19 protein-coding genes are annotated in these 25927 nt (G+C 41.2%); 14 read left to right on the top strand and 5 right to left on the bottom strand.

Annotated features, from left to right (window positions below; translation table 11 throughout):
- Positions 1–220: 220 nt before the first annotated feature.
- Positions 221–481: a 30S ribosomal protein S20 gene (gene rpsT, locus AB6T38_RS00380; RefSeq protein WP_303474411.1), complete on the bottom strand. Its 261-nt coding sequence runs from the start codon at positions 479–481 to the stop codon at positions 221–223.
- Between the two features lie 233 nt (positions 482–714).
- Here rpsT and murJ point away from each other — a divergent pair, with 233 nt between their 5' ends.
- From murJ to AB6T38_RS00435, 11 genes are all read left to right on the top strand, one after another.
- Positions 715–2283: a murein biosynthesis integral membrane protein MurJ gene (gene murJ / locus AB6T38_RS00385; RefSeq protein WP_372545290.1), complete on the top strand. Its 1569-nt coding sequence runs from the start codon at positions 715–717 to the stop codon at positions 2281–2283.
- 185 nt (positions 2284–2468) lie between these two features.
- Complete coding sequence (gene ribF / locus AB6T38_RS00390) at positions 2469–3395, top strand: bifunctional riboflavin kinase/FAD synthetase (protein WP_372545291.1); 927 nt, start codon at positions 2469–2471, stop codon at positions 3393–3395.
- A 30-nt stretch (positions 3396–3425) separates the two neighbouring features.
- A complete protein-coding gene (ileS, locus tag AB6T38_RS00395) occupies positions 3426–6251 on the top strand; it encodes an isoleucine--tRNA ligase (protein WP_372545292.1) in 2826 nt (941 codons plus the stop codon).
- Entirely contained in the window at positions 6244–6756 is a 513-nt protein-coding gene (lspA, locus tag AB6T38_RS00400) for a signal peptidase II (protein WP_348492481.1), read from the top strand. Before ileS ends, lspA begins: the two co-directional genes overlap by 8 nt.
- Positions 6743–7174: an FKBP-type peptidyl-prolyl cis-trans isomerase gene (gene fkpB, locus AB6T38_RS00405; RefSeq protein ID WP_348492480.1), complete on the top strand. Its 432-nt coding sequence runs from the start codon at positions 6743–6745 to the stop codon at positions 7172–7174. Before lspA ends, fkpB begins: the two co-directional genes overlap by 14 nt.
- An 11-nt stretch (positions 7175–7185) precedes the next feature.
- Positions 7186–8127, top strand: a complete 942-nt coding sequence (ispH, locus tag AB6T38_RS00410) for a 4-hydroxy-3-methylbut-2-enyl diphosphate reductase (protein WP_372545294.1) — start codon at positions 7186–7188, stop codon at positions 8125–8127.
- A 370-nt stretch (positions 8128–8497) separates the two neighbouring features.
- Complete coding sequence (gene pilV, locus AB6T38_RS00415; protein WP_372545295.1) at positions 8498–9139, top strand: type IV pilus modification protein PilV; 642 nt, start codon at positions 8498–8500, stop codon at positions 9137–9139.
- Positions 9136–10005: a PilW family protein gene (locus AB6T38_RS00420; RefSeq protein ID WP_372545296.1), complete on the top strand. Its 870-nt coding sequence runs from the start codon at positions 9136–9138 to the stop codon at positions 10003–10005. Before pilV ends, AB6T38_RS00420 begins: the two co-directional genes overlap by 4 nt.
- Positions 10002–10568 (top strand): PilX N-terminal domain-containing pilus assembly protein, encoded by a 567-nt coding sequence (locus AB6T38_RS00425; RefSeq protein WP_372545297.1) that lies wholly within the window; start codon positions 10002–10004, stop codon positions 10566–10568. Before AB6T38_RS00420 ends, AB6T38_RS00425 begins: the two co-directional genes overlap by 4 nt.
- A gap of 12 nt (positions 10569–10580) precedes the next feature.
- A complete protein-coding gene (locus AB6T38_RS00430; RefSeq protein ID WP_372545298.1) occupies positions 10581–14666 on the top strand; it encodes a PilC/PilY family type IV pilus protein in 4086 nt (1361 codons plus the stop codon).
- Positions 14667–14680: 14 nt separating this feature from the next.
- Positions 14681–15148 (top strand): type IV pilin protein, encoded by a 468-nt coding sequence (locus AB6T38_RS00435; RefSeq protein ID WP_372545300.1) that lies wholly within the window; start codon positions 14681–14683, stop codon positions 15146–15148.
- An 83-nt stretch (positions 15149–15231) separates the two neighbouring features.
- Here AB6T38_RS00435 and AB6T38_RS00440 read toward each other — a convergent pair whose 3' ends face one another.
- Positions 15232–15975 (bottom strand): hypothetical protein, encoded by a 744-nt coding sequence (locus AB6T38_RS00440; RefSeq protein WP_372545301.1) that lies wholly within the window; start codon positions 15973–15975, stop codon positions 15232–15234.
- Positions 15976–16239: 264 nt separating this feature from the next.
- Positions 16240–18483: an acyl-CoA dehydrogenase gene (locus tag AB6T38_RS00445; protein ID WP_372545303.1), complete on the bottom strand. Its 2244-nt coding sequence runs from the start codon at positions 18481–18483 to the stop codon at positions 16240–16242.
- A gap of 358 nt (positions 18484–18841) precedes the next feature.
- Between AB6T38_RS00445 and AB6T38_RS00450 the strand changes: the two genes are divergently transcribed.
- From AB6T38_RS00450 to AB6T38_RS00460, 3 genes are read left to right on the top strand one after another with little or no spacing between them, the layout of a single operon-like run.
- Complete coding sequence (locus AB6T38_RS00450; RefSeq protein ID WP_372545304.1) at positions 18842–21148, top strand: RND family transporter; 2307 nt, start codon at positions 18842–18844, stop codon at positions 21146–21148.
- Complete coding sequence (locus AB6T38_RS00455; protein ID WP_372545305.1) at positions 21138–21947, top strand: outer membrane lipoprotein-sorting protein; 810 nt, start codon at positions 21138–21140, stop codon at positions 21945–21947. Before AB6T38_RS00450 ends, AB6T38_RS00455 begins: the two co-directional genes overlap by 11 nt.
- Positions 21910–23136: a hypothetical protein gene (locus AB6T38_RS00460; protein WP_372545306.1), complete on the top strand. Its 1227-nt coding sequence runs from the start codon at positions 21910–21912 to the stop codon at positions 23134–23136. The genes AB6T38_RS00455 and AB6T38_RS00460 overlap by 38 nt, the downstream gene beginning before the upstream one ends.
- A 22-nt stretch (positions 23137–23158) precedes the next feature.
- Here AB6T38_RS00460 and AB6T38_RS00465 read toward each other — a convergent pair whose 3' ends face one another.
- Entirely contained in the window at positions 23159–24604 is a 1446-nt protein-coding gene (locus AB6T38_RS00465; RefSeq protein WP_372545307.1) for a polysaccharide lyase, read from the bottom strand.
- 24 nt (positions 24605–24628) lie between these two features.
- Positions 24629–25900 carry a chondroitinase-B domain-containing protein gene (locus AB6T38_RS00470; RefSeq protein WP_372545309.1) on the bottom strand — a complete coding sequence of 424 codons (1272 nt, stop codon included), beginning with the start codon at positions 25898–25900 and terminating at the stop codon, positions 24629–24631.
- Positions 25901–25927: the final 27 nt, after the last annotated feature.

Raw genomic sequence — 25927 nt, forward strand, 5'->3', positions numbered from 1 at the left:
TTTAAAGCAACAACAAATTTAAGTTTGTTTATGGGTTTTGCAAGTTAACCTAGGGGATTGACAGATTAGTGACGTTTATTTGAATAAATGATGACAGGCTAATTCACTGCTTTTGGATATAAGCGATTGGTTAGTGCAATAGTCGTTTTGGAAAGGGTAAAAACAGGCATAAAAAAAGCGCCATAAGCGCTTTTTCTAATGTATTACCTAAAACGCGTAATTACAGAGCTTTGATCTGTGAAGCAAGACGGCTCTTATGACGAGCAGCTTTGTTTTTGTGGATCAAACCTTTGGTTGCCATACGGTCAAGCAAAGGAGTAGCTGTAGTGTAAGCAGCTGTAGCAGCTTCTTTATCACCAGCAGCAATGGCAGCGATTACTTTCTTAAGGTAAGTACGAACCATTGAACGACGGCTAGCGTTATGCTGGCGACGTTTCTCAGCTTGGATTGCGCGTTTCTTAGCAGACTTAATGTTAGCCAATTTGAAACTCCCGAAAAAAATCTAGTCAAAATTCAAGGGCGCAGATTGTGCCTATTTGATAAGCCTTTGTCAAACAGTTTTAATGGAATAATTGATATTTACAACAACTAAGTTAATTTAGCTTGGATTCGAGACTGAGTATAGACTCAGTTCACCTTTATCACGCATAATATCACACACATAGTAATATAGTCCCCTGAGTTTTTACCGGATACGGTGTAAAGGAATCATTCTTGTCAAAAAAGCTGCTTAAATCCGGTGTAATTGTCTCGTTTATGACGTTTTTGTCGCGGATTCTTGGTTTAATTCGTGATGTGGTGGTGGCCAATATGCTTGGTGCTGGTGCGGCCGCCGATGTGTTCTTAGTGGCCAACAAAATCCCCAACTTTTTACGTAGACTCTTCGCTGAAGGCGCTTTTGCTCAAGCATTTATTCCGGTGCTATCTGAAGTGAAAGGTGAAGGGGATGAAGCCCACCTAAAACTATTTATCGCAAAGGTCTCAGGTACCTTAGGTGTTATTGTAACCGTAGTCACTGTTCTAGGCGTTATTGGCTCGCCAGTGGTAGCTGCGCTATTTGGCGCAGGGTGGTTTGTGGACTACTTAAATGATGGTCCTCAGGCCGATAAATTCGAACCTTTTGCGTTGATGTTAAAAATTACCTTTCCCTATTTATTTTTTGTTTCTCTGACTGGTCTATCTGGTGCCATTTTAAATACCCTCAATAAATTTGCCGTGGCGGCGTTTACGCCTGTTTTACTCAATGTTGCCATCATTAGCTGTGCATTGTATTTATCACCTTATTTTGACAACCCTGAATTTGCATTGGCTTGGGGGGTGTTTATCGGTGGAATGATGCAGCTTTTATTTCAACTTCCTTTTTTGTACCGTGCGGGGGTATTGGTAAAACCCCAATGGGCTTGGTCGGATCCTAAAGTTCGTAAAGTTAGAACCTTAATGATACCTGCATTATTTGGTGTATCCGTGAGTCAGATTAACTTGCTTATTGACACTATGATCGCCACCACCTTAATGACGGGATCAGTAAGCTGGCTATATTATTCAGATAGATTGTTAGAGTTTCCTTTAGGACTTTTTGGTATTGCCATTGCGACAGTGATATTGCCGACGTTATCAAAACAATATGTGAGCAAAGATCGGCAGTCGTTTAGTAACAGTATGGATTGGGGAATAAAAGTTGTGTGCCTACTTGGTGCGCCAGCTGCCGCAGGTTTATTTGTTTTGGCAGAACCTATGTTGTTAACCATTTTTTACGGTGGGGCTTTTACATCGGAAGATGCAACTATGGCGTCATATAGTCTAATGGCGTATTCCACGGGATTATTAAGCTTTATGTTAGTAAAAGTGTTAGCGCCAGGCTTTTATTCTCGTCAAGATCTGAAAACCCCAGTTCGCTTTGGTATCTATTGCATGGTAGCAAACATATTTTTCAATATTGCCTTAGCAATTCCTTATGGTTATGTCGGTCTTGCCATTGCAACCGCTATGTCAGCAACGATGAATGCGACTCTTTTATATGTGCAGTTACACCGTTTAGGGGTGTTTCAAATTACAGCCAATACCTTAGTGTTTTTGCTTAAAGTGTTAGTTGGTTGCGTTGTTATGGTATTCGTTATTCAGTACTTCAATTCCGATATCGCCATGTGGAGAAGCATGGATACCTTATCTAAAGCTATTGAGCTAGCTAAGTTAATAATATTTGGATTCTTTTCATTTGTCGTCACTTTACTTTTAGTGGGTGTCAGAGTGAGTAGTTTTGTTGGAACACACAAAGTTCGCTAAAACCATAACGCGTAAAAATAGTGTTATTTACACCGGCAAATTCTTCGTTTTTAGAGAGTTTTAACGCCTAATACAGACTTTTGCTAGTATATAACACCTATAGACTTTCTTTACGTGTACAGTTCGTTATAATTCCCGCCCTTGAACGAAGTGAAAAAAATTTAGTTTTTTAATTGAGGAAAGCAGTGGAATTAATCCGAGGTTTACACAACATCCGCGAGAGCCATAAAGGATGTGTGTTAACAATAGGCAAATTTGATGGTGTTCATTTGGGTCATCAAGCCGTTTTACGAAATTTAGTCCTACAGGCTAAAAATCTTGGGCTGCCTTCCACTGTCATGGTCTTTGAACCTCAGCCTGAGGAAGTTTTTACGCCCGATGATGCTCCCGCACGACTCAGTCGATTACGGGATAAATTCGAACAACTTAGATTAATTGGTGTCGACCGTCTGTTATGCATCAAATTTGACCGGGAGTTTGCCAGTCAAAGCGCTAATTATTTCATCAAACATTTGTTGATCGAAAAGTTGGGTATTGAGTTTTTAGTTGTCGGGGATGACTTTCGTTTTGGGCAGGGTCGCCAAGGGGATTTTGCATTATTGCAGCAAAATGCTGAAGAGCACGGCTACAAGGTTGTTAGCACGCGAAGTTTTTTGCGTAAAGATTGTCGCATTAGCTCTACTGAAATTCGTATGGCTTTGGCAAATGGCGATATTGCAGAAGCAGAAGCCATGTTAGGTCGACCTTTTGCTATTGCTGGTAAAGTGGTGCATGGTGCAAAACGGGGAAGAACTATAGGTTTTCCTACCGCCAATGTATTACTGAAACGTTGTCAAACACCTATACAAGGTGTTTTTGCCGTAAAGGTCAGGTTTGCAGGCGCTTATCTAAATGGTGTAGCTAACGTGGGGAAGCGTCCTACGGTGAATGGAGAACGCTCTCAACTTGAAGTCCACATATTTGACTTTAAACAGCAAATATATGGACAGTTGATTCAAGTAGAATTTATTAAGAAATTAAGAGACGAAATTAAATTCGAGTCATTCGAATTATTGAAGAAACAAATAGAGTTTGATGCACAAATAGCTCGCGAGCTTTTGTGCGCTGATTAAAATAGATTTAAGAATTGGATTTTAGCCTTAATGAGCGATTATAAACATACGTTGAATTTACCCGAAACCGATTTTCCAATGCGCGGAAATTTGGCCAATCGGGAACCGCAAATGCTGAAGCAGTGGACTCAGAAAAAACTATATCACGCTATTCGCGATGCTAAAAAAGGTAAGACACCTTTCGTATTGCATGATGGCCCTCCTTATGCGAATGGTAATATTCACATCGGTCATGCGGTAAATAAAATTCTTAAAGATGTTATTGTTAAATCTAAAACCTTATCTGATTATGATGCACCTTATGTACCAGGGTGGGATTGTCATGGACTTCCTATCGAGCTTCAGGTTGAGAAAAAAGTCGGCAAACCCGGCAAGAAAGTCACTGCTGCAGAGTTTAGACAAAAGTGCCGTGAATACGCAGAGCGTCAAATTGCTGGACAAAAAAGTGATTTTATCCGCTTAGGCGTATTAGGAGAATGGGACAAACCCTACAAAACCATGGATTTCTCCTCTGAAGCTGACATTATTCGAGCGCTAGGCGGTATTGTTCGTTCAGGCCATTTGGAGAAAGGCTTTAAGCCAGTTCATTGGTGTACAGATTGTGGTTCAGCATTAGCTGAAGCAGAAGTTGAATATCAAGATAAACAATCTCCATCCATTGATGTGCGCTTTAGTGCAAAAGATCAAAGCGCCATAGCGAAAGCGTTTAAACATCCCGAAAATCATGTTGGGGAAGGCCCTGTGTCAGTGGTTATTTGGACCACAACACCTTGGACGTTACCGGCAAACCGAGCGGTCTGTGTCAGCCCACAACTAGAATATACCTTAGTGCAAGTTGAAGGCGAGAATCCAGAACGATTAGTGATAGCCTCTGACCTAGTTAGTGCTTGTATGGATCGATTTGGTTTTGAACATTATCACGCACTAGGCTACTGCCACGGCGATGCTTTAGAGAATCAGCAAATATGGCATCCATTCTACGACTTTACGGTACCGGTTATTTTAGGTGACCACGTTACCACTGAGTCTGGTACAGGTTGTGTGCACACGGCTCCAGGTCACGGTGTTGACGATTTTAACGTTGGTGCTAAGTATGGTTTAGAAGTGGCCAACCCTGTAGGTGCAAATGGTGTCTATTTACCTGGTACTGAATTATTTGAAGGTGAGCATGTTTTAAAAGCCAATTCGCACATTGTCGATGTATTAGTTGAGCGCAAAGCTCTAGTACATCATCATGCTTACACTCATAGCTATCCCCATTGCTGGCGTCACAAAACGCCTATCATTTTCCGTGCTACCCCTCAGTGGTTCATTAGTATGGATAAAAATGGTCTACGCCAACAATCATTAGACGAGATAGCCAAAACTCAATGGATCCCTGAGTGGGGGCAAAACAGAATAGAAAGTATGGTGGAAGGTCGTCCTGATTGGTGTATTTCACGCCAACGTACCTGGGGTGTGCCTATTGCTTTGTTTGTTCATAAAGATACGGGTGATTTGCATCCTAATACTGACGAGCTTTTGGAAAAAGTTGCCAAATTAGTTGAAGAAAGTGGTATCCAAGCGTGGTGGGATATCGATACCCAAGAATTTTTGGGTGACGATGCAACAGAGTTCGTGAAAGTCCCTGACACTTTAGATGTGTGGTTCGATTCTGGCGTAACTCACCACTTTGTGGTTGATAGCCGTGATGATATCCCTGCGTCTGCCGACTTATATCTTGAAGGTTCTGATCAGCACCGTGGATGGTTTATGTCGTCATTGATGACCAGTGTCGCTGAAAAAGGGCATGCGCCATATAAACAAGTGTTAACCCATGGCTTTACCGTCGACGGTGAAGGCAAAAAGATGTCAAAATCTATTGGTAACACAGTGGCTCCCCAAGAAGTGATTAACAAGTTAGGCGCCGATATTTTGCGCCTCTGGGTAGCATCTACAGATTATCGCAGTGAAATTGCGGTATCTGATGAAATATTGAAACGCTCGGCGGATTCTTATCGCCGCATACGTAATACAGCCAGATTTCTTTTAGCGAATTTGAATGGCTTTAATCCAGAAACCGACTTGGTGCCTTTTGAAGAGTTGGTTGAATTGGATAAGTGGGCTGTGGGACGCGCAGCAGAAGTTCAAAAAGAGATTATTCAAGCATACGAACAATATGATTTGTTGGTGGTGAGTCAGAAAATGATGCAGTTCTGCTCCATTGAACTAGGTAGTTTTTACCTCGATATCATCAAAGATCGCCAGTACACAGCTAAGGCTGACGGTCACGCTAGACGCTCTTGTCAAACGGCCTTATATCGGATTGTTGAAGCCCTAGTGCGTTGGATGGCGCCTATTACTAGTTTTACTGCACAAGAGTTGTGGCAACAAATGCCAGGTAAACGTGATGAGTTTGTTTTCACCGGCACTTGGTATGATGAATTGCCAAAACAAGCTAGTTCTGGCAAGTTCGACAACGAATTTTGGTTACAAGTTCTTGCCGTTAAAGAGCAAGTGAACCGAGCGTTAGAGCAACAACGTAAAGACGGAAAATTAGGTGCTTCCCTTGAAGCGCAAGTGACCCTTTACGCTAGCAAAGAGTTAGCCGATAAATTGTTGCAGTTAGAAGATGAGTTACGTTTTGTGTTGATTACTTCTACCGCTAAGGTAGTAGAAGTGAGCGCCAAGCCAGATAACGCAATCTCTACGGAAATTCCTGAATTGTGGTTAGATATTGCCAAGTCAGAGGCAGCTAAATGTGTTCGCTGTTGGCATCACCGTGAAGATGTGGGCAGTGATGAGACTCATCCTGAATTGTGCCATCGTTGCATCGATAACGTAGAAGGTGCTGGCGAGTCGAGACAATATGCTTAGTTTATTCTCGCAAACTGGATTACGCTTCTTATGGCTCGCTGTACTTACAGTGGTGTTAGATCAGTGGAGCAAGCATGCTGTATTAGCAGGCATGGAGCTGTATCAATCTATCCAAATTACATCTTTTTTTAATTTTACCCATACCCGTAACTACGGTGCGGCATTTAGTTTTTTAAATGATGCTAGTGGGTGGCAACGTTGGATGTTTACCGCAATAGCCGTAGCCGTTAGTGTGGTGATTTTACGTTGGTTAAAAAGTGCTAAGAAACATCAGGTAATGTTGCCTGTGGCGTTTTGTCTGATTTTAGGTGGAGCAATAGGTAATGTTTACGACCGCATTGTATATGGTTACGTAATCGACTTTTTACACGTCTATTATCAACAGTACGAGTGGCCTGTATTCAATATTGCTGATAGTGCCATCTGTTTAGGCGCGTTTTTGCTAATTATTGACATGTTTAAGAATAAAGAAAAAGATGGAGAAACCGATAATGCTGGAAATTAATCAATCCAGTGAGGTGCTAATGCACTTTGATCTTAAATTGTCTGACGGTTCAGCTGCAGATAGCACTAGGGTGAATAACAAACCCGCTAAGCTGCAAATGGGAGACGGCAGTTTAACCGCTAATTTTGAATCCTGTTTATTGGGTTTAAAAGAAGGTGACAAGAAAGCTTTTACCTTAGAAGCAGAAGAAGCCTTTGGCATGCCGAATCCCGATAATATTCATCATATGGATAAGTCTCGTTTTTCTGCTGAGACGCCCATTGAAGTTGGCGCTATTATTGCCTTTAGTCAGCCTGATGGTAGTGAAATTCCTGGGATTATTCGCGATGTAGCTGGAGACTCAGTAACCGTCGATTTTAATCATCCTTTGGCCGGTCAAACGGTCATTTTTGATGTGGAGATCCTTAGCGTAAGCTAAGTGTGTAACTTATGCAGATTCATTTAGCCAATCCAAGAGGTTTCTGTGCCGGTGTTGACCGTGCTATTACGATAGTTGAAAGAGCGCTGGAAATATTTGCGCCACCCATTTATGTGCGCCATGAAGTTGTGCACAATAAATTTGTGGTCGATGGATTGAAACAACGGGGGGCTAAATTTGTCGATGAGCTAAGTGAAGTTCCTGACGATAGTATCGTGATTTTTTCTGCTCATGGCGTTTCTCAAGCCGTGAGGAATGAAGCAGATAGTCGTGGCTTGAAGGTGTTTGATGCTACTTGTCCGTTGGTCACTAAAGTTCATATGGAAGTGATGCGAGCCAGTAAAAAGGGCACCGAGTGTATTTTAATCGGTCACCAAGGGCACCCTGAAGTAGAAGGTACTATGGGGCAATATAATAATGATGCGGGTGGCATTTACTTGGTTGAGTCGGTAGACGATGTTGCCAATGTGCCGGTGAAAAACCCGGAAAAATTATATTATTGCAGTCAAACAACATTGTCAGTCGATGATACTGCTGATGTTATCGATGCCCTCAGGGAGAAATTCCCCGCTATTGAAGGTCCTCGCAAGGACGATATTTGCTATGCCACCCAGAATCGCCAAGATGCAGTGAGAGAGCTTTCTTCTGACTGTGAAGTGTTGCTTGTTGTAGGCGCGCAAAATAGCTCTAACTCAAACCGTTTGCGTGAACTTGCTGAAAAAATTGGCGCTCAAGCTCATCTAATTGATAGTGCTGAGTGCATTCAAAAAGAATGGTTAGATGGCGCAAAGAATATTGGAGTAACCGCGGGTGCTTCAGCTCCAGAGGTGCTAGTAAAAGAAGTTATCGACAAACTGCTAAGTTGGGGAGCCAGTCAAGCCCATGAGCGCCCAGGTCGTGAAGAAAATATCGAGTTTGCAGTACCTAAAGAACTCAGAGTCCGCCAATTATAACTGAACTGTTAATTACCCGTTGTTACTCATTCAGCGGGTGATGTATCTAGGTTTTTCTTTTGCCTCAGCCTTTAAGTATAAGAAATCATAATAAAAGGCGGTTGAGCTTCGATTGTTGTCACCCTATCGCTAATTTAACTCCTCGTTTTTAAAGGCAATTTATGTATTTTAAAGAGGAAGTTTAAAACCTGCCATTTGTATCTATATTTGTCTTACTACTTTATTTTCATACCTAAGCCGCGCTTCAGATAACCAAAACCTGTCCTAAGTAAGCTAAATTTACTACCATCAAGAGAATCTTTAAGTAGGAAGCATGTTAACTGGTTACCGTAGTTAACCGGAAGGCGTTAAACAATATGAGAATTGAGCAATGCGTGTGATCGATAGCAAAACTAGTCAACACAAATCTCTACACCAATCAGGCGTAGGTATGATTGAAGTGTTAGTGACGCTATTTATTCTGTCAATTGGCATATTGGGCGTCGCTTCCCTACAGTTTATTAGTTCCTTTTCGAACTCGGATGCCTTAAATCGATCACAATCTGTAATGGTTGCACAGCAATTGAGTGAGCGACTTCGTGCCAGTGCAAGAATGTCTCTAATTGGCGATGGCTTAGTAGTGGATGAAAACTACTTTGATAGTGATGTTTACAATTTTAAAAACCTGTCATGTGGATCCTCTGCTTCAGACTACAATTGTTTTTGTTTGACAAAACCTGCCGATATACCAGATTGTGATGGTGGCCAGTGTAGCGCGGCTGAATTTGCGGTTTATGATGGTTATGAAGCATCTTGTTCGGCGGTTTCATCCAATCCTACGGTAACCCTTTCGGTTAGCTGTGACGATAACAATGTCATTGATGCTGAGGAATGTAGCACCGGATCTAGGGTGAGTATCGTTTTATCTTGGCCAATAGAAAATTGGAAGAATATTGATCGTACCCTAAATGCCGAGTGCTTAATTGACGAAGATGAACCTCGTGATTGTGTCAAACTGGACGTGTTGTTATGAAAGTATTTACTCGTTCGCAAAGTGGTTTTAGTTTGGTTGAGATAATGATTACCTTGGCATTGGGTCTGCTTATCACAGGAGCGATTATCCAAGTATTGGTGAGCAACAGTTTAACTGAAAGACTTAATCGCTCTTTAGCATCTACCCAAGAAAGCGGGCGCTTTATTATCACCCGCTTACGCAACGAATTTTTAATGGCGGGTTTATATGATGTTTTAGATCCTGCTTTAAATACTGATCAAGATATTGTGTTAGAAAGTGCATTCGTTACCAACCACCCGGTTATTTTACCTGGCGACTTTGCTGTATTTAATGATGTTGGCTCAGCACAAGGAGCTGAAGGTGCAAATGATAAAGTCGCAATTGCTTTACAAGCACAAACCGACTGCCGCGGTTATAAGCTAGGTTACACCGCTGACGAGGAGTTTTTTGTTGTTAATGAATATTTTGTTGATGGCAAAGTCCTTAAATGTAGAGGTTTTGATGGGCGGGTGTTACGCGGTCAAAAAGTTGCTGTAGAACATGATGGGCATTCGCCAACAATCATCTTAGATGAAGTTGAGAGTTTTCAAGTTCAATATGGATATACCAATAATCTGATAACCGGAGATAACTCCGGCAGACCGGTTAGTTACGTTACAGCGGATCAATTACCCGCTATTTTGGCAGATAATGGTCAGGTGGTAGCAATTCGAATTGCGGTTTTACTTAAAGGGGATGCTGAAGTCTCGTTAAATTCAGTACCCAGTTTCAAACTATTAAATGAAACGGCCATTTCCCCCTCTGATAAGCGTCTATTTAAGTTATTTGAAACCACAATTACCTTACGAAATGCGAAGAATCTAATGCGAAGTAGAAAAATATGAAACAACAAGGTTTAGTAATGGTGTTTGCACTGTTGGTGTTAATGAGCTTAACCGTGCTTGGTGTGGCTTCGGTATCCAGTAGTTTAATGCAAAATAAAATGGCCGTATCGATGGAAAAACAATCTTTGGCTTTTGACGCCGCTGAGTCTGCCATTGCAGGGGTGGTATTTGAATCCGAGGATGAAGTATTGCTATCTGATCCAGATAAGCTGGATCCGTTATCTCAAGCCCGAATGGGCGATGCCGTAGATTTAGTCAATGATGATATGACGTGTTTCAATGATGATGATTGGACTAATCGTGCCGTTACTGCCGCCAACGGATTAAGCACAAATACTGTTCATGTGGCCGAGGGGTTATACGATGATAACCCGGCTATTAAGAGCTGGTCTAGAACGGCCTTTATTGCAGAACGTGCATGTTTGGGATCAAGTAATGTTATAGGTGGAAGTAACATTAATTGTCATGTTTTTCTTATTAAAGGTTGCGGGAGAATGGAAGGTTCTAAATTTGCCGTGGCTAACACGTTAAGTGCATCGGTTTTTGCGCCGGCGTCACAATAACGAGGTTGTATTATGTCTATTAAAAAAACGCTGCATACGGGAATTGCTTGTCTCTTCTCCTGCATGATTATGTTTTCCGCCTTTGCGGATGATTTAGAAATTTACCTTGGTAGCTCTGATGCCGCTGTTGAATATTATCCAAATGTATTATTTATCATGGATACTTCAGGCAGTATGGACTCAAAAGACGGTACCGGTGAAACGCGTATGTTACGAGTGCAAAATGCGTTGAAAGAAACCTTAGGTTCAGTTACTAACATCAATGCAGGCTTAATGCGTTTTTCCGACTACGGGGGGCCAGTTCTTTATCCGGTAAGTCAAATAGATTCGAGTGTACTGCCAGTAATAACTAAAACTATTGTTAGTGGCAATGATGACGCCCACGAAGTTTCGGGCAGTGTAAATTTAACGAGTTCTGATGTGCGACTTTCTTATGGAACTGAACTGGTTACAAGCGGTTTTCGTTTTCAAGAGTTGAATATCCCCCAAGGTGCAACTATTACTAGCGCCTATTTACGCTTTACTTCGGCACAACTGAACTCCTCAGCCACAACACTCAAAATACGCGCGGAGTTGGTTTCTGATGGAACTGAATTTGTTGATACTAATTTTGACATCTCTGGTCGAACCCTTACAGCAAACGAGGTTGAGTGGAGCAGTGATAATAGTTGGCCCTTAGCCGGTGAAACTATACCTTCACCTGATATTTCAAATGTATTGCAAGAGGTTATTGATCAAACGAGTTGGTGTGGCCAAAACGACTTAAACGTGATTATTGAAGGTTCAAGTGTCGATAGCTCGAGTAACCGCAAAGTTGAGTCTTTTGAGGGTGGTTCTGGCTCAGGTGTGCAATTAGTTGTTGCTTACGATAATTCTTCGCCTGCAGGTTGTATAAGAGGTAGCAGTACTTATCAAGTGGCTTCCAATGATGACAACGCGGAGGAGCGCACCAATGGTTATGAATCTACAGGCACTGAGTTAACCTTCAACTCGTATTATAACGCCTATGTTGGAATGCGCTTTAGAAATTTGGCTTTGCCAAAAAATGCAGTCATCACTAATGCTTATATTCGTTTTACAGGGTATCAAAATCGCACTGGTAGCGGAGCATCTTTTGTTATTCGGGGGATTGATGAGGCTGATCCAAGTAGCTTCAAATATTTTTCAAGATATCGACTTAAAAATGATCCTAAAACCTCTGCGTCGGTAACCTGGGGTAGCATTCCAAGTTGGTACAAAAACTACACTTACGAAACGCCTGATTTGTCGGCTATTGTTCAAGAGTTAGTGGACCGCGGGGATTGGGAGTCTGGTAATGATATGTCGTTTGTGGTGTCTAATATTACAGGTAACAGAGGCGCTTATTCTTATAAAGGCAAACCTTCTGCTGCACCGATATTGGTGGTGGAATATGAAGGGCTGTCTACGCCAGGAAGTACCTCTACAGTAAGGGAACATTTAATTGGAAAGGTAGATGAGTTAACAGCAAATGGTTATACGCCTATAGTTGATACTCTACTTGAGGCAACTAACTATTATGGTGGCCGCGCTGTAGATTATGGATTACAGCGTGGACCAAGCTCGGTGTCATCCTCTGTAAGAAAAAGTACAAGGGTAAGCCACAGATTATCTTATATCGGTGATAATTCAGTACTTCCCTATGGTTGTACTGAAGATAACTTAAGTTCAAGTTACTGTGTTAGTGAGTACATACCTTCCGGCGCTGTCTATGATACTCCAATCCAAGATCAACAATGCCAAACTAATAATCACATTGTTTTATTGTCTGATGGTGAAGCCAATTACAATCACAGCGTAACCAAAATTCAAACATTGTTAGGTAAAAATTGTACCGGTAGTGGTGGTGAAAAATGCGGCGTTGATTTAGTTGCAAATATTGGTGATTTGGGTGATTCAGCCATAGATACGCGGATCATAACCCACACTATTGGTTTTGCTACCAGTAGCGATGCCAGTGCTTTTTTAAACCAACTTGCTATTAATGGTGGTGGTGGATTTTATGAAGCTGATAACTCCGCTGATTTGGTTACAGCCTTCTCTTCAATTTTAAAAACGGTTAAAGATGTTAATACTACCTTTGTTTCTCCTGGTGTAGCGGTCAATCAATTAAATCGTTTGACCCATAATGACGAGTTGTACTTTGCTCTCTTTAAGCCTTCTGAAGGCGCAATATGGCCAGGAAATTTAAAACGTTACCGAATAGACGGCGATAAAGTGCTAGATCAAAATGGTATAGAAGCAGTAGATGAAGGTACCGGATTCTTTTCTGAAAATGCCCATAGTTATTGGTCTGTGTTAGCTGATGGAAATGATGTTAGAGAAGGTGGTGCCGCTAGCAGAATGAACCTCACGCGGAATATATATGCTTTTGAGGGCGCAGGGGCAATAGCTGTTGATGCCAATCAAATCCATGAAAGTAACTCAAATATCACTGAGGATGATCTCGCGGTTTCATCTTTACCCGATTCTGCAGAGTTACGAAGCGATATTCTGAAATGGGTTAGGGGCGTAGATGTAAGAGATGAAGATGGCGATGGTGATTATTCAGATGTTCGTCTAGCCATGGGGGACCCGATCCATTCACAGCCCATAATAGTCAACTACACGTCAACAGACAGTGCAATTTTAGTGGCTACCAACCATGGTTTATTGCATTCTTTCGATCCAACTTCGGGCAGTGAAAACTTTGCGGTGATGCCTAAAGAGCTACTCTCGAACCAATATGATTTGTACAAAGATGGTTCTTCTTACAATCATATCTACGGCTTAGATGGTGATATGGTTTTACGCAATGTGGGCAGCAGTATGTATCTTTATGTTGGCATGCGTCGAGGTGGTAGAAATTATTACGCATTTGATATCACAAATAAAACTCAACCTTCCTTAAAGTTTGAAATACGTGGTGGTAGCACTGGATTTGAAAAATTAGGGCAAAGCTGGTCAAGACCGACTGTAACCAAAGTTAAAATCGGTTCATCAACAAAAGATGTGCTAATTTTTGCTGGTGGTTATGATAACTCACAAGATGAAAAAGAACTTCGCAGTGCTGATGCTGTGGGTAACGCTGTCTATATGGTAGACGCAGACACAGGGAGCTTGTTGTGGACTGCCAGTAACTCTGATGCAGACTTAGTCTTAACGGATATGCAGTACAGTATTCCCGCTCGAGTATCAGTGATTGATAGGGAAGGGGATGGCTTTGCTGATCACATGTATGTTGCTGATATGGGCGGACAACTGTTTAGATTAGACATACATAATGGCAGTAGTGTTAATGAGCTTGTAACTGGCGCGGTAATGGCTAAATTTGGCGGCGATTCAGCCGCAGATAATAGGCGCTTCTTTTATGGTCCTGACGTATCAGAGATTAATCTTGGGACAGATCATTATTATGCAGTAGCGCTTGGATCTGGCTATCGGGCAAAACCTCTGAACAGCGTCATTCAAGATCATTTTTATATGATTAAAGATGAAGGTGTGTTTACCCTTGATGAAGATGGTAATTATACGATGCCCGCGACGCCTTACCTGATTTCTGACTTATACGATGCGACAGCACACTCGTTGACCTCTAGTGATGAAACGACCAAGGAAATTGCCACTTCGGAATTTGCCAGTAAACATGGTTGGTACCTGACCCTTGGAGCTGGCGGTGAAAAAGTCTTAGCCTCACCTTTGATCATTGATTATAAATTATTCTTTACCACCTATCTGCCAGCCACTGCCAGCGATAGTTCCTGTGCACCGCCTACCGGAAATAGCCGTGCTTACTTGGTTAACCTAGTCAATGCTAATGCTGTCACAGATTTAAATTATGATGACGAGTTCTCCAATGAAGACAGGTATGCACAACTACAGCAAACCGGTATTGCCCCGGAAACTAAAATACTTATTGAAGATATCACTACCCCAGTGGTGTGCTTGGGTACAGAGTGTACTTCAGCGGTGATTGATGTGGATGAGGATGGAGAACCTCTAGCATGTGGTACCGCATTCGAATGTTTAGCGGAAAATATTTACGGACGTTTTGAACGGGTGCTAAAAAACAGTTGGAAAACCGAAGTTGAGCGGGAGTAACAAGAGGAATGATAATGCAACGTAATTTAAATAAAGGCTTTACCTTAATTGAATTAATGATAGTGGTGGCAATAATCGGTATTATTACCAGTATTGCCTACCCAAGTTACCAAGGTTATTTAAAAACCAGTAATAGAGGAGCTGCACAGTCTGATTTAATGGCTTTAGCTGCGGCAATGGAGCGTCATAAAGCGTCCACTTATACCTATAAAGGAGCTGCAGAATCAGCGGCTGATACCGGTAAACCTGCCATCTTCCACAGTTATTCACCTTCTTCCGAGCCTGCAGCGAATAAAAAGTATGACCTCACCATTGAAACTGTTTCAGCATCTGGAAGTAGCTATATGATAACGGCTACTCCTGTTACAGGCACTTCTCAAGCAGGTGATGGCAATGTGTATTTTTATAGTGATGGCAGGAAGGCTTGGGATAAAGACAACAGTAGCTCTTTGTCATCTAGTGAGTATTGCTGGGGTTGTTAGCCTAGCAGTGAAGCTAAAACGCAAAAGGCTCAATATGAAAATATTGAGCCTTTTTGATATTAGCAACAGTGTATAAAGAGTGATTATGGAACCGTTGTTGTGACTTGAGCTTCTCTGCGCCACTTTTCCAATTCAGCCACTCTGCGAGTTAAGGCACCATTTACTTGGTCAAGGGCTACCAGTTTGGCCTGAATATCGCCTACTTCTCTGGCGCTATTATTACTGGTGGATTTCACTTCTGCTAACAATGTACTTAATTGCGACAACTCATTTGCTTGTTGTGATAACTGCTCTTCCAAAATGGCTAAATTAGTTGAAACCGTAGAATAGTCGCCTTCCATAACACCTAACTTTTTCTGAGTTTGACTATTTTGTTGTTTAACATTTTCAGCAAGTTGGTTGATGTCGGTTTGATTTCTGCGCCACGCTGAGGCCCAAAGTTTATCCATTTGTTCCCATAACTCATCTGTCTTTTCAGTCAACTCTGATACTGTGACTCTTAAGGCTCCAGCGGATTGGTCCATCTCCTCACCGGTTGCAGACAATCGACGTTCCAACTCGGAGACGCGACTGATGGCATTGGCCAACTCTGCATCACTTTGAACTTTTTGCTGGTAAAGCCAGTAGCTGGCTCCACACGCCGCCAAGGCAATCAGCAATACTAAGAACAACCAAGCACCTGATACGCCGCTTTTGGACTCTTTACTAGCACTACTGGTTTTTTTAGTTTTGGTTTTTTCTTTCGCTCTTGTGCGCTGAAAAGCTTCTCTATCTTCTTTATCTAGAACGATGTTGGGTAGATCGTTATCTAATCGCTCGTTTGCCATTACGTCTCATCCAGCCTTTTAAAATCTTGATTTTTTTGATGGGGTAGAATCGAAATATTGTTTAAACAATATTCTTCTAGTGTTACCACTGATGGTAGCGTTTTTTTGGGAGTGATGCTATCAATGGAGAAGTTATCCTGCATCACATTTAGATTTTTTACATAATTACAGAGCAAATTAAACAAAAATTGCACAAAAAAAAGCAGATATCACTATCTGCTTTTTAATTTCTATACAATGTCCCGCCGATGACGGTTAAGTTGTTTAAGCTGCGTCGGCTTGTTCCGATTCTGATGTTTGGTGAATATCCACTAATTCTAATTCAAAAGTATATTCATCAACTCTAACGGCAAGTTTACGTTTTTCGTTGTAATCCATAACCAAGTTAACTTCATCAGTGGTTAATAGACCTTTATCAGCAAAAGTATTCACAATATGTTCAAAGGTTAACGCTGGAACCACTGGAGTTTGACGTAACTGTTTTTGAATCTTTTTAAGAACAGGCATGGCTGCGTGTTTAGCATCAAATGCTTGTTCATTAATGTAATTACCATCACCTACGTTAGAGTGTACTAAGTGTGTCAGTTCTTTCTTAATGCTCGACTGCTGCATAGTCGCTGATGAAAGCTGGCGAACTAAGTCATCAGAAATGCCTCTTACTGAAGAGCTGTAGGTATTAGTTAGTACTCTCATCAAACCACGCGTCGCCGTGTTGGGGAAGTTACTAACAAAATTAACCAGTGCTTGTTCACCTTGTTGTAAACACCATTGAATAGCGTATTCAAAATATGGCAAAGCTTCAGCACGATTAGACACCTTTTGTTCGTAAAAGCGCACAACTGCCATAGCTGCATATGTGTAGCTCATGATGTCACCTAAACGAGCAGATAAAAGTTCTGCTTTTTTCAGGTCGCCACCTAGCACTAATAGTGATAAATCAGCCAACGGTGCGAGTTTTGCAGATAATGCATTCAAGCGCTTTTCGTATTTTTTTACTTCAGGCATAGCACTTTTAGCCGAACGAGCAAAAGGTACATAGCTATTCAACATAGAACGGAACGAATTGGCCACACTGAACTTGACGGTTTTGCCCAACACTTTGTTAAATTCAGCATCAGCGGCATTGTCGTCACTGTGGATCAAATCAACCATTTCTTTAAGGTAAGGATGACAACGCATTGCACCTTGACCAAATATCATTAGGTTGCGAGTTAAAATGTTCGCGCCTTCAACGGTAATTGCAATTGGCAATGCGGCATAGCCATTGGCCAAGGTATTTTGAGGACCACGTTGAATCGCTTTTCCTGCTTGCACATCCATAGCCGAGTTTAATACATCTCGACCTAGCTCTGTCATGTGATATTTAGCAATGGCTGTTACAACCGAGGGTTTTAAACCTAAACCAAGGCCTTCTGTGGTTAACACACGCATCGCTTCTAACACGAAGGTTTTACCGGCAATATCGGCTAGCTTTTCTTGAATACCTTCGAAGCGCCCAATAGGCACACCAAACTGTTCACGGACAAAAGAATACTCGGCAGTAGATTTAAAGGCAGTTTGTGCTGTAGCAACACCCATTGCCGGAAGTGAAATTCCTCGGCCAGCACCTAAACATGCCACCAACATTTGCCATCCACGACCGATATTTTGTTGGCCACCGATGATAAAGTCCATAGGGATGAAAACATTTTCACCACGGGTAGTACCATTGTAAAAACGCACGCCCATTGGATCATGGCGATTACCTAATTCAACACCTGGGTGGCTTTTAGGGATAAGAGCACAGGTAATACCTAACTCAAGGGAGTCACCCAATAGTTGCTCAGGGTCAAACACTTTAAATGCTAAACCAAGCACTGTGGCGATAGGGGCTAGGGTAATGTAACGCTTGTCCCAACTGACACTTAAGCCAATGACTTCTTCGCCTTCCCATGTACCTTTTGTAACGTAGGCTGCATCAGGAATTGCACCAGCGTCTGAACCCGCTTCAGGGCCAGTCAACGCAAAACAAGGAATATCTTCACCAATACTTAACTTAGGTAACCATTGGTTTTGTTGTGCTTCAGTACCGTAGTGCATTAACAACTCACCAGGGCCTAATGAGTTAGGCACCATAACCGTAACCGCTATTGCGCCACTGGTGGCCGCGATAGTCGCTACTATAGTTGAGTTTGCATAAGGACTGAATTCTAATCCGCCAAATTTCTTAGGAATTATTAATGCGAAAAATTTATTTACTTTTAAGAAGGTAAGCACTTCGTCTGGAATATGCTTGCTATTTTGTAATTCAAAATCGTCAATCATTCCTAAGAGTTCTTTAACAGGCCCATCTAAGAAGGCTTGTTCATCTTTGCTCAGCTTTGCTGTTGGAATATCCCTCAAGGCCTGCATATCCGGCTTGCCTTGGTAAATTGAAGACTCAATCCAAACATCACCAGCATCTAAGGCTTCTTGTTCGGTTACCGAAATAGGGGGTAAAACTTTCTTTAAACTTGTTCTAATACTCATAATTAACACATCCGCTCATCTGACCAGTTGAGATTAATACTACATGTTTTTAACAAAAGATCAAAATAAACTGCAAAAAATATGATCGAAATTTGCGATTATGCAAAGGGACTGCTTAATTGAAGTATGGAATTAACAAGGAGTTGAGCTTGTTTACAACGAACGTAGGGGTATCAATAAATATTAATTCATTCAAAATACAGTAACTTGGATACCTCTATTGAGGTATTTGTTCAAGGATTAAATTATTATCTTAATCATTAGCCTGATCAAGAATTTGTAACTGTATTGATGTATTGTTAGCTATCAATATTAAAAGTTTGCAAAGCGACCAATTTACCCCTTTAGAGGATGAACAATGCGCAATTTGTGGTTGAATATCGTTTTAAATAGACCTTGGTTAACAATTTTCTTAAGTCTATTGTTTGTTTTTATATGCGCCACTGGAGCACAGAAATTAGCCTTCAATGGTGATTACAAAGTTTATTTTGAAAAAGATAATCCCCAGCGAATTGCATTTGAAGAAATGCAGGCTATTTTCAGTAAGAATGAAAATGCAAATATTCTCATTTCACCGAAAAGCGGAAGTGTTTTTAACCCAACTACATTGAAACTGATTTCTGATTTTACCGAAGATGCTTGGCAAACGCCTTTGTCTAGCCGGGTAGACTCAATCGCTAATTTTCAGCATACATGGGCTGAAGAAGATGACATGATCGTTGAACAACTCATTCTTGATTCTGACAGCATAGATCATGAGTTAGTCGAGCGAGTAAAACGGGTAGCTTTAGCCGAGCCTAATTTAATTAACCGGTTAGTGGATGAACAGGGTAAAGTGGCTCTGGTATCGGTGACAGTTAATCTTCCTGATGGGGATAAAACCAAAGAAACGGGTGAAATTGTTGGGTTCCTCAAACAATTAACTAATAAATATCAATCGCTATATCCAGATCACGAGTTCCATCATACTGGGATCGTGTTTATGAATTCTGCTTTCGAAACTGCAGCAAAAGGTGATGCTGGTACTTTAGTTCCTCTCATGTTTATTGTCATTTTGGTGGTGTTAGGTGTGTTACTCAGATCTTTTGTGGGCACTTTTGTGACGCTATTAGTGGTGGCTTTTTCAATCGCATCTACAATGGGAGTTGGTGGCTGGATTGGCTTTGATTTAACCACAGCGACAGTAAACGTGCCTACACTAGTAATGACCCTAGCCGTTGCGGATTGTGTGCACGTTATCGCCTCTTTATTATACGAATTGCGACAAGGGAAAGGAAAAGTAGAAGCAATAAGAACCAGTATGCAGCTGAATGTCAAACCCATTTTTATTACCAGCGCAACGACCGCTATTGGCTTTTTAACCTTAAACTTTTCAAATGTGCCGGCTTTGGCTGATTTAGGAACATTGACAGCAATAGGCGTAATGATCGCGTTTGTTATGTCGATTAGTTTTCTCCCTTCAATATTAAGACTTTTACCCATTAAGGTGACTAACGAATCTCAATCGGGAAATGATAGTTTCATAAAGATTGGAGAGTGGGTTATTACCCATCATAAACGCATATTGCCGTTTACTGTCATAGTGGTTGTGGCTGCCATAGGGGCCTCATTTATGAACAAAATAAATGATACGCCCGTTGAATATTTTGATGACAGTGCTGAATTTAAAATAGCGGCAGATTATCAAGAACAAGTTCTAAGTGGCATGACAACTATAGATTTTGCGTTATTTACGGAACAAGAGTCTGGCATAAACGAACCTACCAGCCTTAAACATATTCACGAATTTAGTCAGTGGTTAAAAGCTCGGCCAGAGGTTGATAATGTGTCCTCTATCAGTGACGTCTATTTGCGCTTGAATAAAAATATGCATGGTGATGATCCTGAATACTATCGATTGCCAGAGAGCCAGCCGATGGCTGCACAGTTTTTGTTACTGTATGAAATGTCACTGCCTTTTAATTTAGACTTAAATAACCAGTTGAATATTGATAAATCGGGAACCCGTATATTTGTCACTATGGAAACTCTTGGCAGTAAAGAAATTACTGCTTTTGAACAGCAAGCTTACCAATGGGTGGAGGAAAATGCTCCCGAGTTACGACTTACTGCTGGTAGTCAGAACTTGATGTTTGCCCATATAGGTGAAGCCAATATGAATAGCCTACTCAGAGGGACCGTTCTCGCGTTAGTTTTAATTAGTGTGATTTTAATGTTTGCATTGAAATCTTGGAAGATGGGAGTCATTAGTTTAATTCCCAATCTATTGCCAGCGGCTATCGGCTTCGGTATCTGGGGTCTATACTCAGGTGAAATTAATATGGGGTTGTCGGTCGTATTAAGCATGGCTTTAGGTATAATAGTTGATGACACAGTTCACTTCTTGAGTAAGTATCAGCACGCACGGCAACAGAATGAAAACGCTGAAAATGCAGTAAGGTATGCTTTTGCAAGCGTTGGAAAAGCACTCTGGGTTACAACTGTGGTGTTAACTTTAGGGTTTGCAGTGTTAACTTTATCCAGCTTTGCACTAAATTCTGATATGGGACTGCTAACAGGAATTATTATAGTGGTTGCTTTAGCGGTCGATTTCCTGTTTTTACCCGCGTTTCTATTGATGTTTGACAAACAAAATTTGTCTGAGGAAGCCAGCAATGAAAATTAATCACATGCACATTAAGCGTTTAAGTATTGTATTTACGTTACTCACTTTGTGCACAATCAGCAAAGAGGGGTTCGCGCAATCTCCACAGGAAAAAGGTTTAGAAATCGCTAAAGAGCGTAAATTACGAGATCGTGGTTGGGGGGATTCAGTAGCCGAACTTACTATGGTGTTGCGTAATTCTCAAGGTCAGGAAACTGAGCGAGCTATGCGCTTGCAAGGCCTTGAAGTATTGGATGGGGGCGATAAATCCTTAACCATTTTCGATGAGCCTAAAGACGTCAAAGGAACGGCTTTCCTCAATTTCTCCCATGCGAAAAAGCCCGATGAACAATGGATTTATCTACCCGCTTTGAAGCGAGTCAAACGTATCGCTTCTCGAAATAAATCAGGTCCTTTTATGGGTAGTGAATTCGCTTATGAAGATATGACCGCTTTCGAAGTTGAAAAATACACCTTTAAATACATTGCTGATGAAACCTATCAAAATCGCAAAATGTTTGTTGTTGAACAAACACCGGTGGATGAATTCTCAGGTTATGCAAAACAAAAAGTGTGGATTGATCAGGAACGTTATATTCCATACAAAATTGAATTCTACGATAAGAAAAATAGTTTATTAAAAACCCTTGAATTGGATGAGTATACTTTATACTTAGATAAATATTGGCGCGCATTGCGCACTGAAATGTTTAATGAGCAAAATGGAAAAAGTACTGAGCTCATTACTCATGAAATTGAGTTTAAAACTGGATTAGAGGACGGTGACTTTGACAAGAATAGTCTCAAAAGGGCAAGGTAATCCTGCAACTTTTGCATTGCTGGCATTATTGTTTAATGGTGCAAGTGCAGTGGCCAGTGATATTGAAGTTCGTGGTTCGGCGGTTATTGAACAACGTTATTTTCTGCAAGATGCACTGTATGAAGAGCAAAGCCGAGCAAATTTTTCAGTTTATGGTGAAGCTGAAATTTATAAAGCCTTTAATGATGGGGATGACAGCATTTCCTTCAAGCCTTTCTACCGGATAGATCAAAATGACGATGAAAGAACTCATGCTGATATTCGTGAACTGGTTTGGTTGCACGTCGGTGACAGTTGGGAAATGCGTACTGGAGTCGGGAAAGTGTTTTGGGGGCAAACAGAGTCCCTTCATTTGGTTGATGTGATTAACCAAACTGATTCAATAGAAGCAATCGATGGGGAGGATAAACTTGGCCAACCCATGGTGAACCTTTCGTTAATTAAAGAATGGGGAACCACCTCCATTTTTGTTCTACCTTACTTCCGTGAACGCACTTTTGCTGGAGTAGATGGGCGACCTAGATTTGCTTTAAACGTTGATACCGATAACCCGATATTTGAATCCAGCGACGAAGAAAACAATATCGATTGGGCAGCGCGTTGGCAGCACTCTATTGGTAATTGGGAAATCGGTCTGTCCTATTTTGATGGTACCTCTCGAGAGCCTATTTTAGTTCCTGAGTTTAATGACGAGTCAGCAGCACTTCGACCTTATTATCCACAAATGCAACAAGCTGGAGTCGATATTCTTGCAGTTATGGGATCCTGGTTGTTCAAGTTCGAAGGTATTAGTCGTAGTACAACGGCTGAAGATTATAGTGCCTTGGTAGGCGGGTTTGAATATACCACTGTGGGTGTATTTGACAGCCAATTCGATTTGGGCTGGCTGATGGAATACCAATACGATGGACGAGACAATACTCTGTTAACCCCGTCTCAGAACGATTTAATGCTTGGAACCCGAATTGTCTACAATGACATTGACGGGACTGAAATTTTGATGGGTATAGTGCAAGATTTAGATGAAAGCAATAGTCGTTCGGGTTTTATTGAAGCGTCTAGCCGTATAAGCGATAACTGGAAGTGGCGACTTGATGCATGGTTTTTCTCTAGTGATACTCCTGAAGAGCCCATTTATCAATATCGGCGTGATGATTTTGTACAACTAAGTATGGAGTTTTACTTCTAACAGTAGCCGCCTATATTGGCGGCTATTTTCTTATTGGCCCGATGTAACTTGATGCAATCACGATATTATCAAGGTACATATTGAAGTTGTTTTTAGGTTTGGCAACTCCTCCAAAATAGTAGTTCAGCCACACTTTTTCTATTTTAAGTTTCTCAGTGTCTCTAAAATGCATATTATGGCGCTCATAAATTAGTACCCCATCAATCCAGACTTTGAAAATACCATTTTTTTTGCCGGGGGAGTTCAATTTTACATATTGTTCTATTGCATACCAACGTCCTGGTTGCATAGTTGACAATTCATCTCCCCAAGGTATTGATTTACCATATTTGTTTCTAGTATCCACTTCGTAAATATAGCTACCAATTGGCATTCGCCCTCCCCAGTCTGTATTTGAAGGAGATACTGACTTGAAGAATGAACCTCGAGCAGACCAACCATTTTTGCCATTGTTTGCGCGTCCTCCCCAGCCGGCTTTATTGTAGGTTCCACCGAATCCTGGCAACTTTCCTCCACCGCTTACTTTGGCTCCTGGGGCTAACATGGAATAGTATCTAAAATAGGCTTCTTCGGGCTCACTTCCCGACTGTTTGGCAAAATAGAAGTCGAGATTTCCTGCCAGATTTCGAGAGGTTGTGAAGGGCATTTTTACACTGTTTCCTGGTTGACCGCTGAAATGCCTTACCTGTTGATGCTCCACAAATTGTAGTCCTCCAGTGTTTTGCCAAATAGGTTCAGAGATACCTATGCTTTGTTTTATATCGCTTAACCAGCTCTGTTTATTAAAATCGTCGGCATAGTAAACTGCGCTGTCTTGCTCTATTCCTTTGTCTAGGGGGTACTTGCTTGCAATTCCTTCAGTATTTGGTTGCCTAGATGGTGGAACATAATGTATTTGATGGGTTTGTAGTGAAGATTTACCGTATTGACGATTCGTCGTGGTGAGGAGTAATTTAAGTTGTTTCAGAGAATTTAAATCAATATTTTCAGTAAATTGGAATTTTAATAAAACCGTATGGCCACCACCGGCCTTAACAATCGGTTTGGAACCACTTGGTTTACGATTTTTCTTAGCCACAAATGTGTCTATTTCAGCCAATAGTAGACGCTTTTTGTCCCCTTCGAGGAAAGTTAGTTGTGGCGCTTTATACCCTCCTTTTTCTACGCTAAAAAAATCAGTTACCCCCTTATTTCCTGGGGCTGCAGAAAGGGTAAGCACAAGCGGATTGGTTAACTTCACCGATGATAAGTCAATGCTAACCGTATGCTCACGATCCACATCTTGGACGTCAAATTTATTGATATGTTGGGCATATTGTTTGTGAAATTTTGCAAAGTTGCCTTCAGGCCAATAAATGCGAGCCGCATTGCTTGCGTAATTATAAGTGACGCTGTTGTCGAATATTTCTGCTTTGCTGGGTAGAGCGAAAAATACTAAAAAATAACAAAATATAAATAGGTTTTTCATATTTACAGGGTAAGCCGAGAGTGATTAATTAACCATATCATTGTCACGCGCACTTATAAATGCATTCTCCCTAGCTTTTATTCTGCCTTCAATTCTATTGTTATTTATTTTCACCGACGTTTGTTTAAAGCGTGCATCTATGCCGGTAGAGTTTAATAGGGTGTTGCCGCTAATTTCTGTTTCACTGGCTTTGTTCAAATAAATGCTGACGTCATTGATACAATTGAGCACTAAGTTATTTTTGATCACCCCACCGGAATGCTCATAGTAGCAATCGTTGTTTTGACAAAATTGCTGTTGAGTTCCGCCGTCTCCAAAAGACAAACCCACGCGAACATCTAAGCTTGATTGATAGGGTAGGTGCCAAGCACAATTCACAACGTTATTACTAAACACTCCTTCTGAACCTCCTCCTTTCATAAACCCACCATAGGTTACCGATATTTTTCCAGTGGATTGACGGGTAAAGTCAGCAATAAAGTTGTTATCAACAAGCCAATTATTGCCACCAACTACATCAATTGGTGTAGCAGGAGTGGTTGTTTCGCGCACGCTTTGATTGTAAAAATCGTTGTATTGTACTAGTACATTGTCAGCAAAGGTTGCGGGTGTCTGTTGGTAATTTCCGTTGGACTTTAAGGCAGCATTAAAATCGACGAATAGATTATTAATTAATTGCGTGTTGTCAGCATTACCATAGATGTGAATTGCGTGTTCGCAATACCTTTGTTCACCACAATCGCCATTAAAAACAATGTTTTCTATGTGCCAATTACTTTTATTTAAGTAGATACCTTCTGTATTCTGAATTTTTAGAACACTGCTACCAGGGACACTGCTTATCATGCGAATAGGTTGTTTTTTCGTACCATGGTGTCTAACTTCAAGGCGTTTAAGCACTGAATATTGACCTGGAGCTAGCAGAATTACGTCACCTTGTTGAGCTTTCAACATTGCAGATCGTAACTCTTTCGTATTCTGTACCGGATGAAAGTGGGAAGCCTGTAATGACATTGCATTTATACTGTGAGAATCAATTATTTTGGTTTTATCAAAGCCAACTCCAGAAGCTGCTTTATCAAATGGAATTAATTCTGAATTCAGGGTGAGGCCCAGAAGCAAGTCTAAGCCTTTTAGCAGGTTAAGCCTTATTCCCCAGTTTTTATGCAAATTAATTTGTACATACTGACGGCCCTTAATCGTCAACTCTTTTGCATAATCTGTCTGCATAAATATCACCGCCGCAGAGGATGCGAGAAATATCCCGGTAAATGCTGCAATGGCGAGCTTTTTCATGCCGCGTTTATTGCTCTTCATTAACGA

Source organism: Aliiglaciecola sp. SL4, from assembly GCF_041538045.1.
GTDB lineage: Bacteria > Pseudomonadota > Gammaproteobacteria > Enterobacterales > Alteromonadaceae > Aliiglaciecola.

What these genes read in the sequence shown, in the direction of transcription:
- AB6T38_RS00465 (WP_372545307.1), bottom strand. Translation starts at nt 24,604, where the DNA reads ATGAAAAACCTATTTATATTTTGTTATTTTTTAGTATTTTTCGCTCTA.
- AB6T38_RS00420 (WP_372545296.1), top strand. Translation starts at nt 9,136, where the DNA reads ATGAAAGTATTTACTCGTTCGCAAAGTGGTTTTAGTTTGGTTGAGATA.
- ispH (WP_372545294.1), top strand. Translation starts at nt 7,186, where the DNA reads ATGCAGATTCATTTAGCCAATCCAAGAGGTTTCTGTGCCGGTGTTGAC.
- AB6T38_RS00470 (WP_372545309.1), bottom strand. Translation starts at nt 25,900, where the DNA reads ATGAAAAAGCTCGCCATTGCAGCATTTACCGGGATATTTCTCGCATCC.
- ileS (WP_372545292.1), top strand. Translation starts at nt 3,426, where the DNA reads ATGAGCGATTATAAACATACGTTGAATTTACCCGAAACCGATTTTCCA.
- fkpB (WP_348492480.1), top strand. Translation starts at nt 6,743, where the DNA reads ATGCTGGAAATTAATCAATCCAGTGAGGTGCTAATGCACTTTGATCTT.
- AB6T38_RS00450 (WP_372545304.1), top strand. Translation starts at nt 18,842, where the DNA reads ATGCGCAATTTGTGGTTGAATATCGTTTTAAATAGACCTTGGTTAACA.
- AB6T38_RS00435 (WP_372545300.1), top strand. Translation starts at nt 14,681, where the DNA reads ATGCAACGTAATTTAAATAAAGGCTTTACCTTAATTGAATTAATGATA.
- AB6T38_RS00425 (WP_372545297.1), top strand. Translation starts at nt 10,002, where the DNA reads ATGAAACAACAAGGTTTAGTAATGGTGTTTGCACTGTTGGTGTTAATG.
- pilV (WP_372545295.1), top strand. Translation starts at nt 8,498, where the DNA reads ATGCGTGTGATCGATAGCAAAACTAGTCAACACAAATCTCTACACCAA.
- AB6T38_RS00445 (WP_372545303.1), bottom strand. Translation starts at nt 18,483, where the DNA reads ATGAGTATTAGAACAAGTTTAAAGAAAGTTTTACCCCCTATTTCGGTA.
- AB6T38_RS00440 (WP_372545301.1), bottom strand. Translation starts at nt 15,975, where the DNA reads ATGGCAAACGAGCGATTAGATAACGATCTACCCAACATCGTTCTAGAT.
- lspA (WP_348492481.1), top strand. Translation starts at nt 6,244, where the DNA reads ATGCTTAGTTTATTCTCGCAAACTGGATTACGCTTCTTATGGCTCGCT.
- AB6T38_RS00455 (WP_372545305.1), top strand. Translation starts at nt 21,138, where the DNA reads ATGAAAATTAATCACATGCACATTAAGCGTTTAAGTATTGTATTTACG.
- AB6T38_RS00430 (WP_372545298.1), top strand. Translation starts at nt 10,581, where the DNA reads ATGTCTATTAAAAAAACGCTGCATACGGGAATTGCTTGTCTCTTCTCC.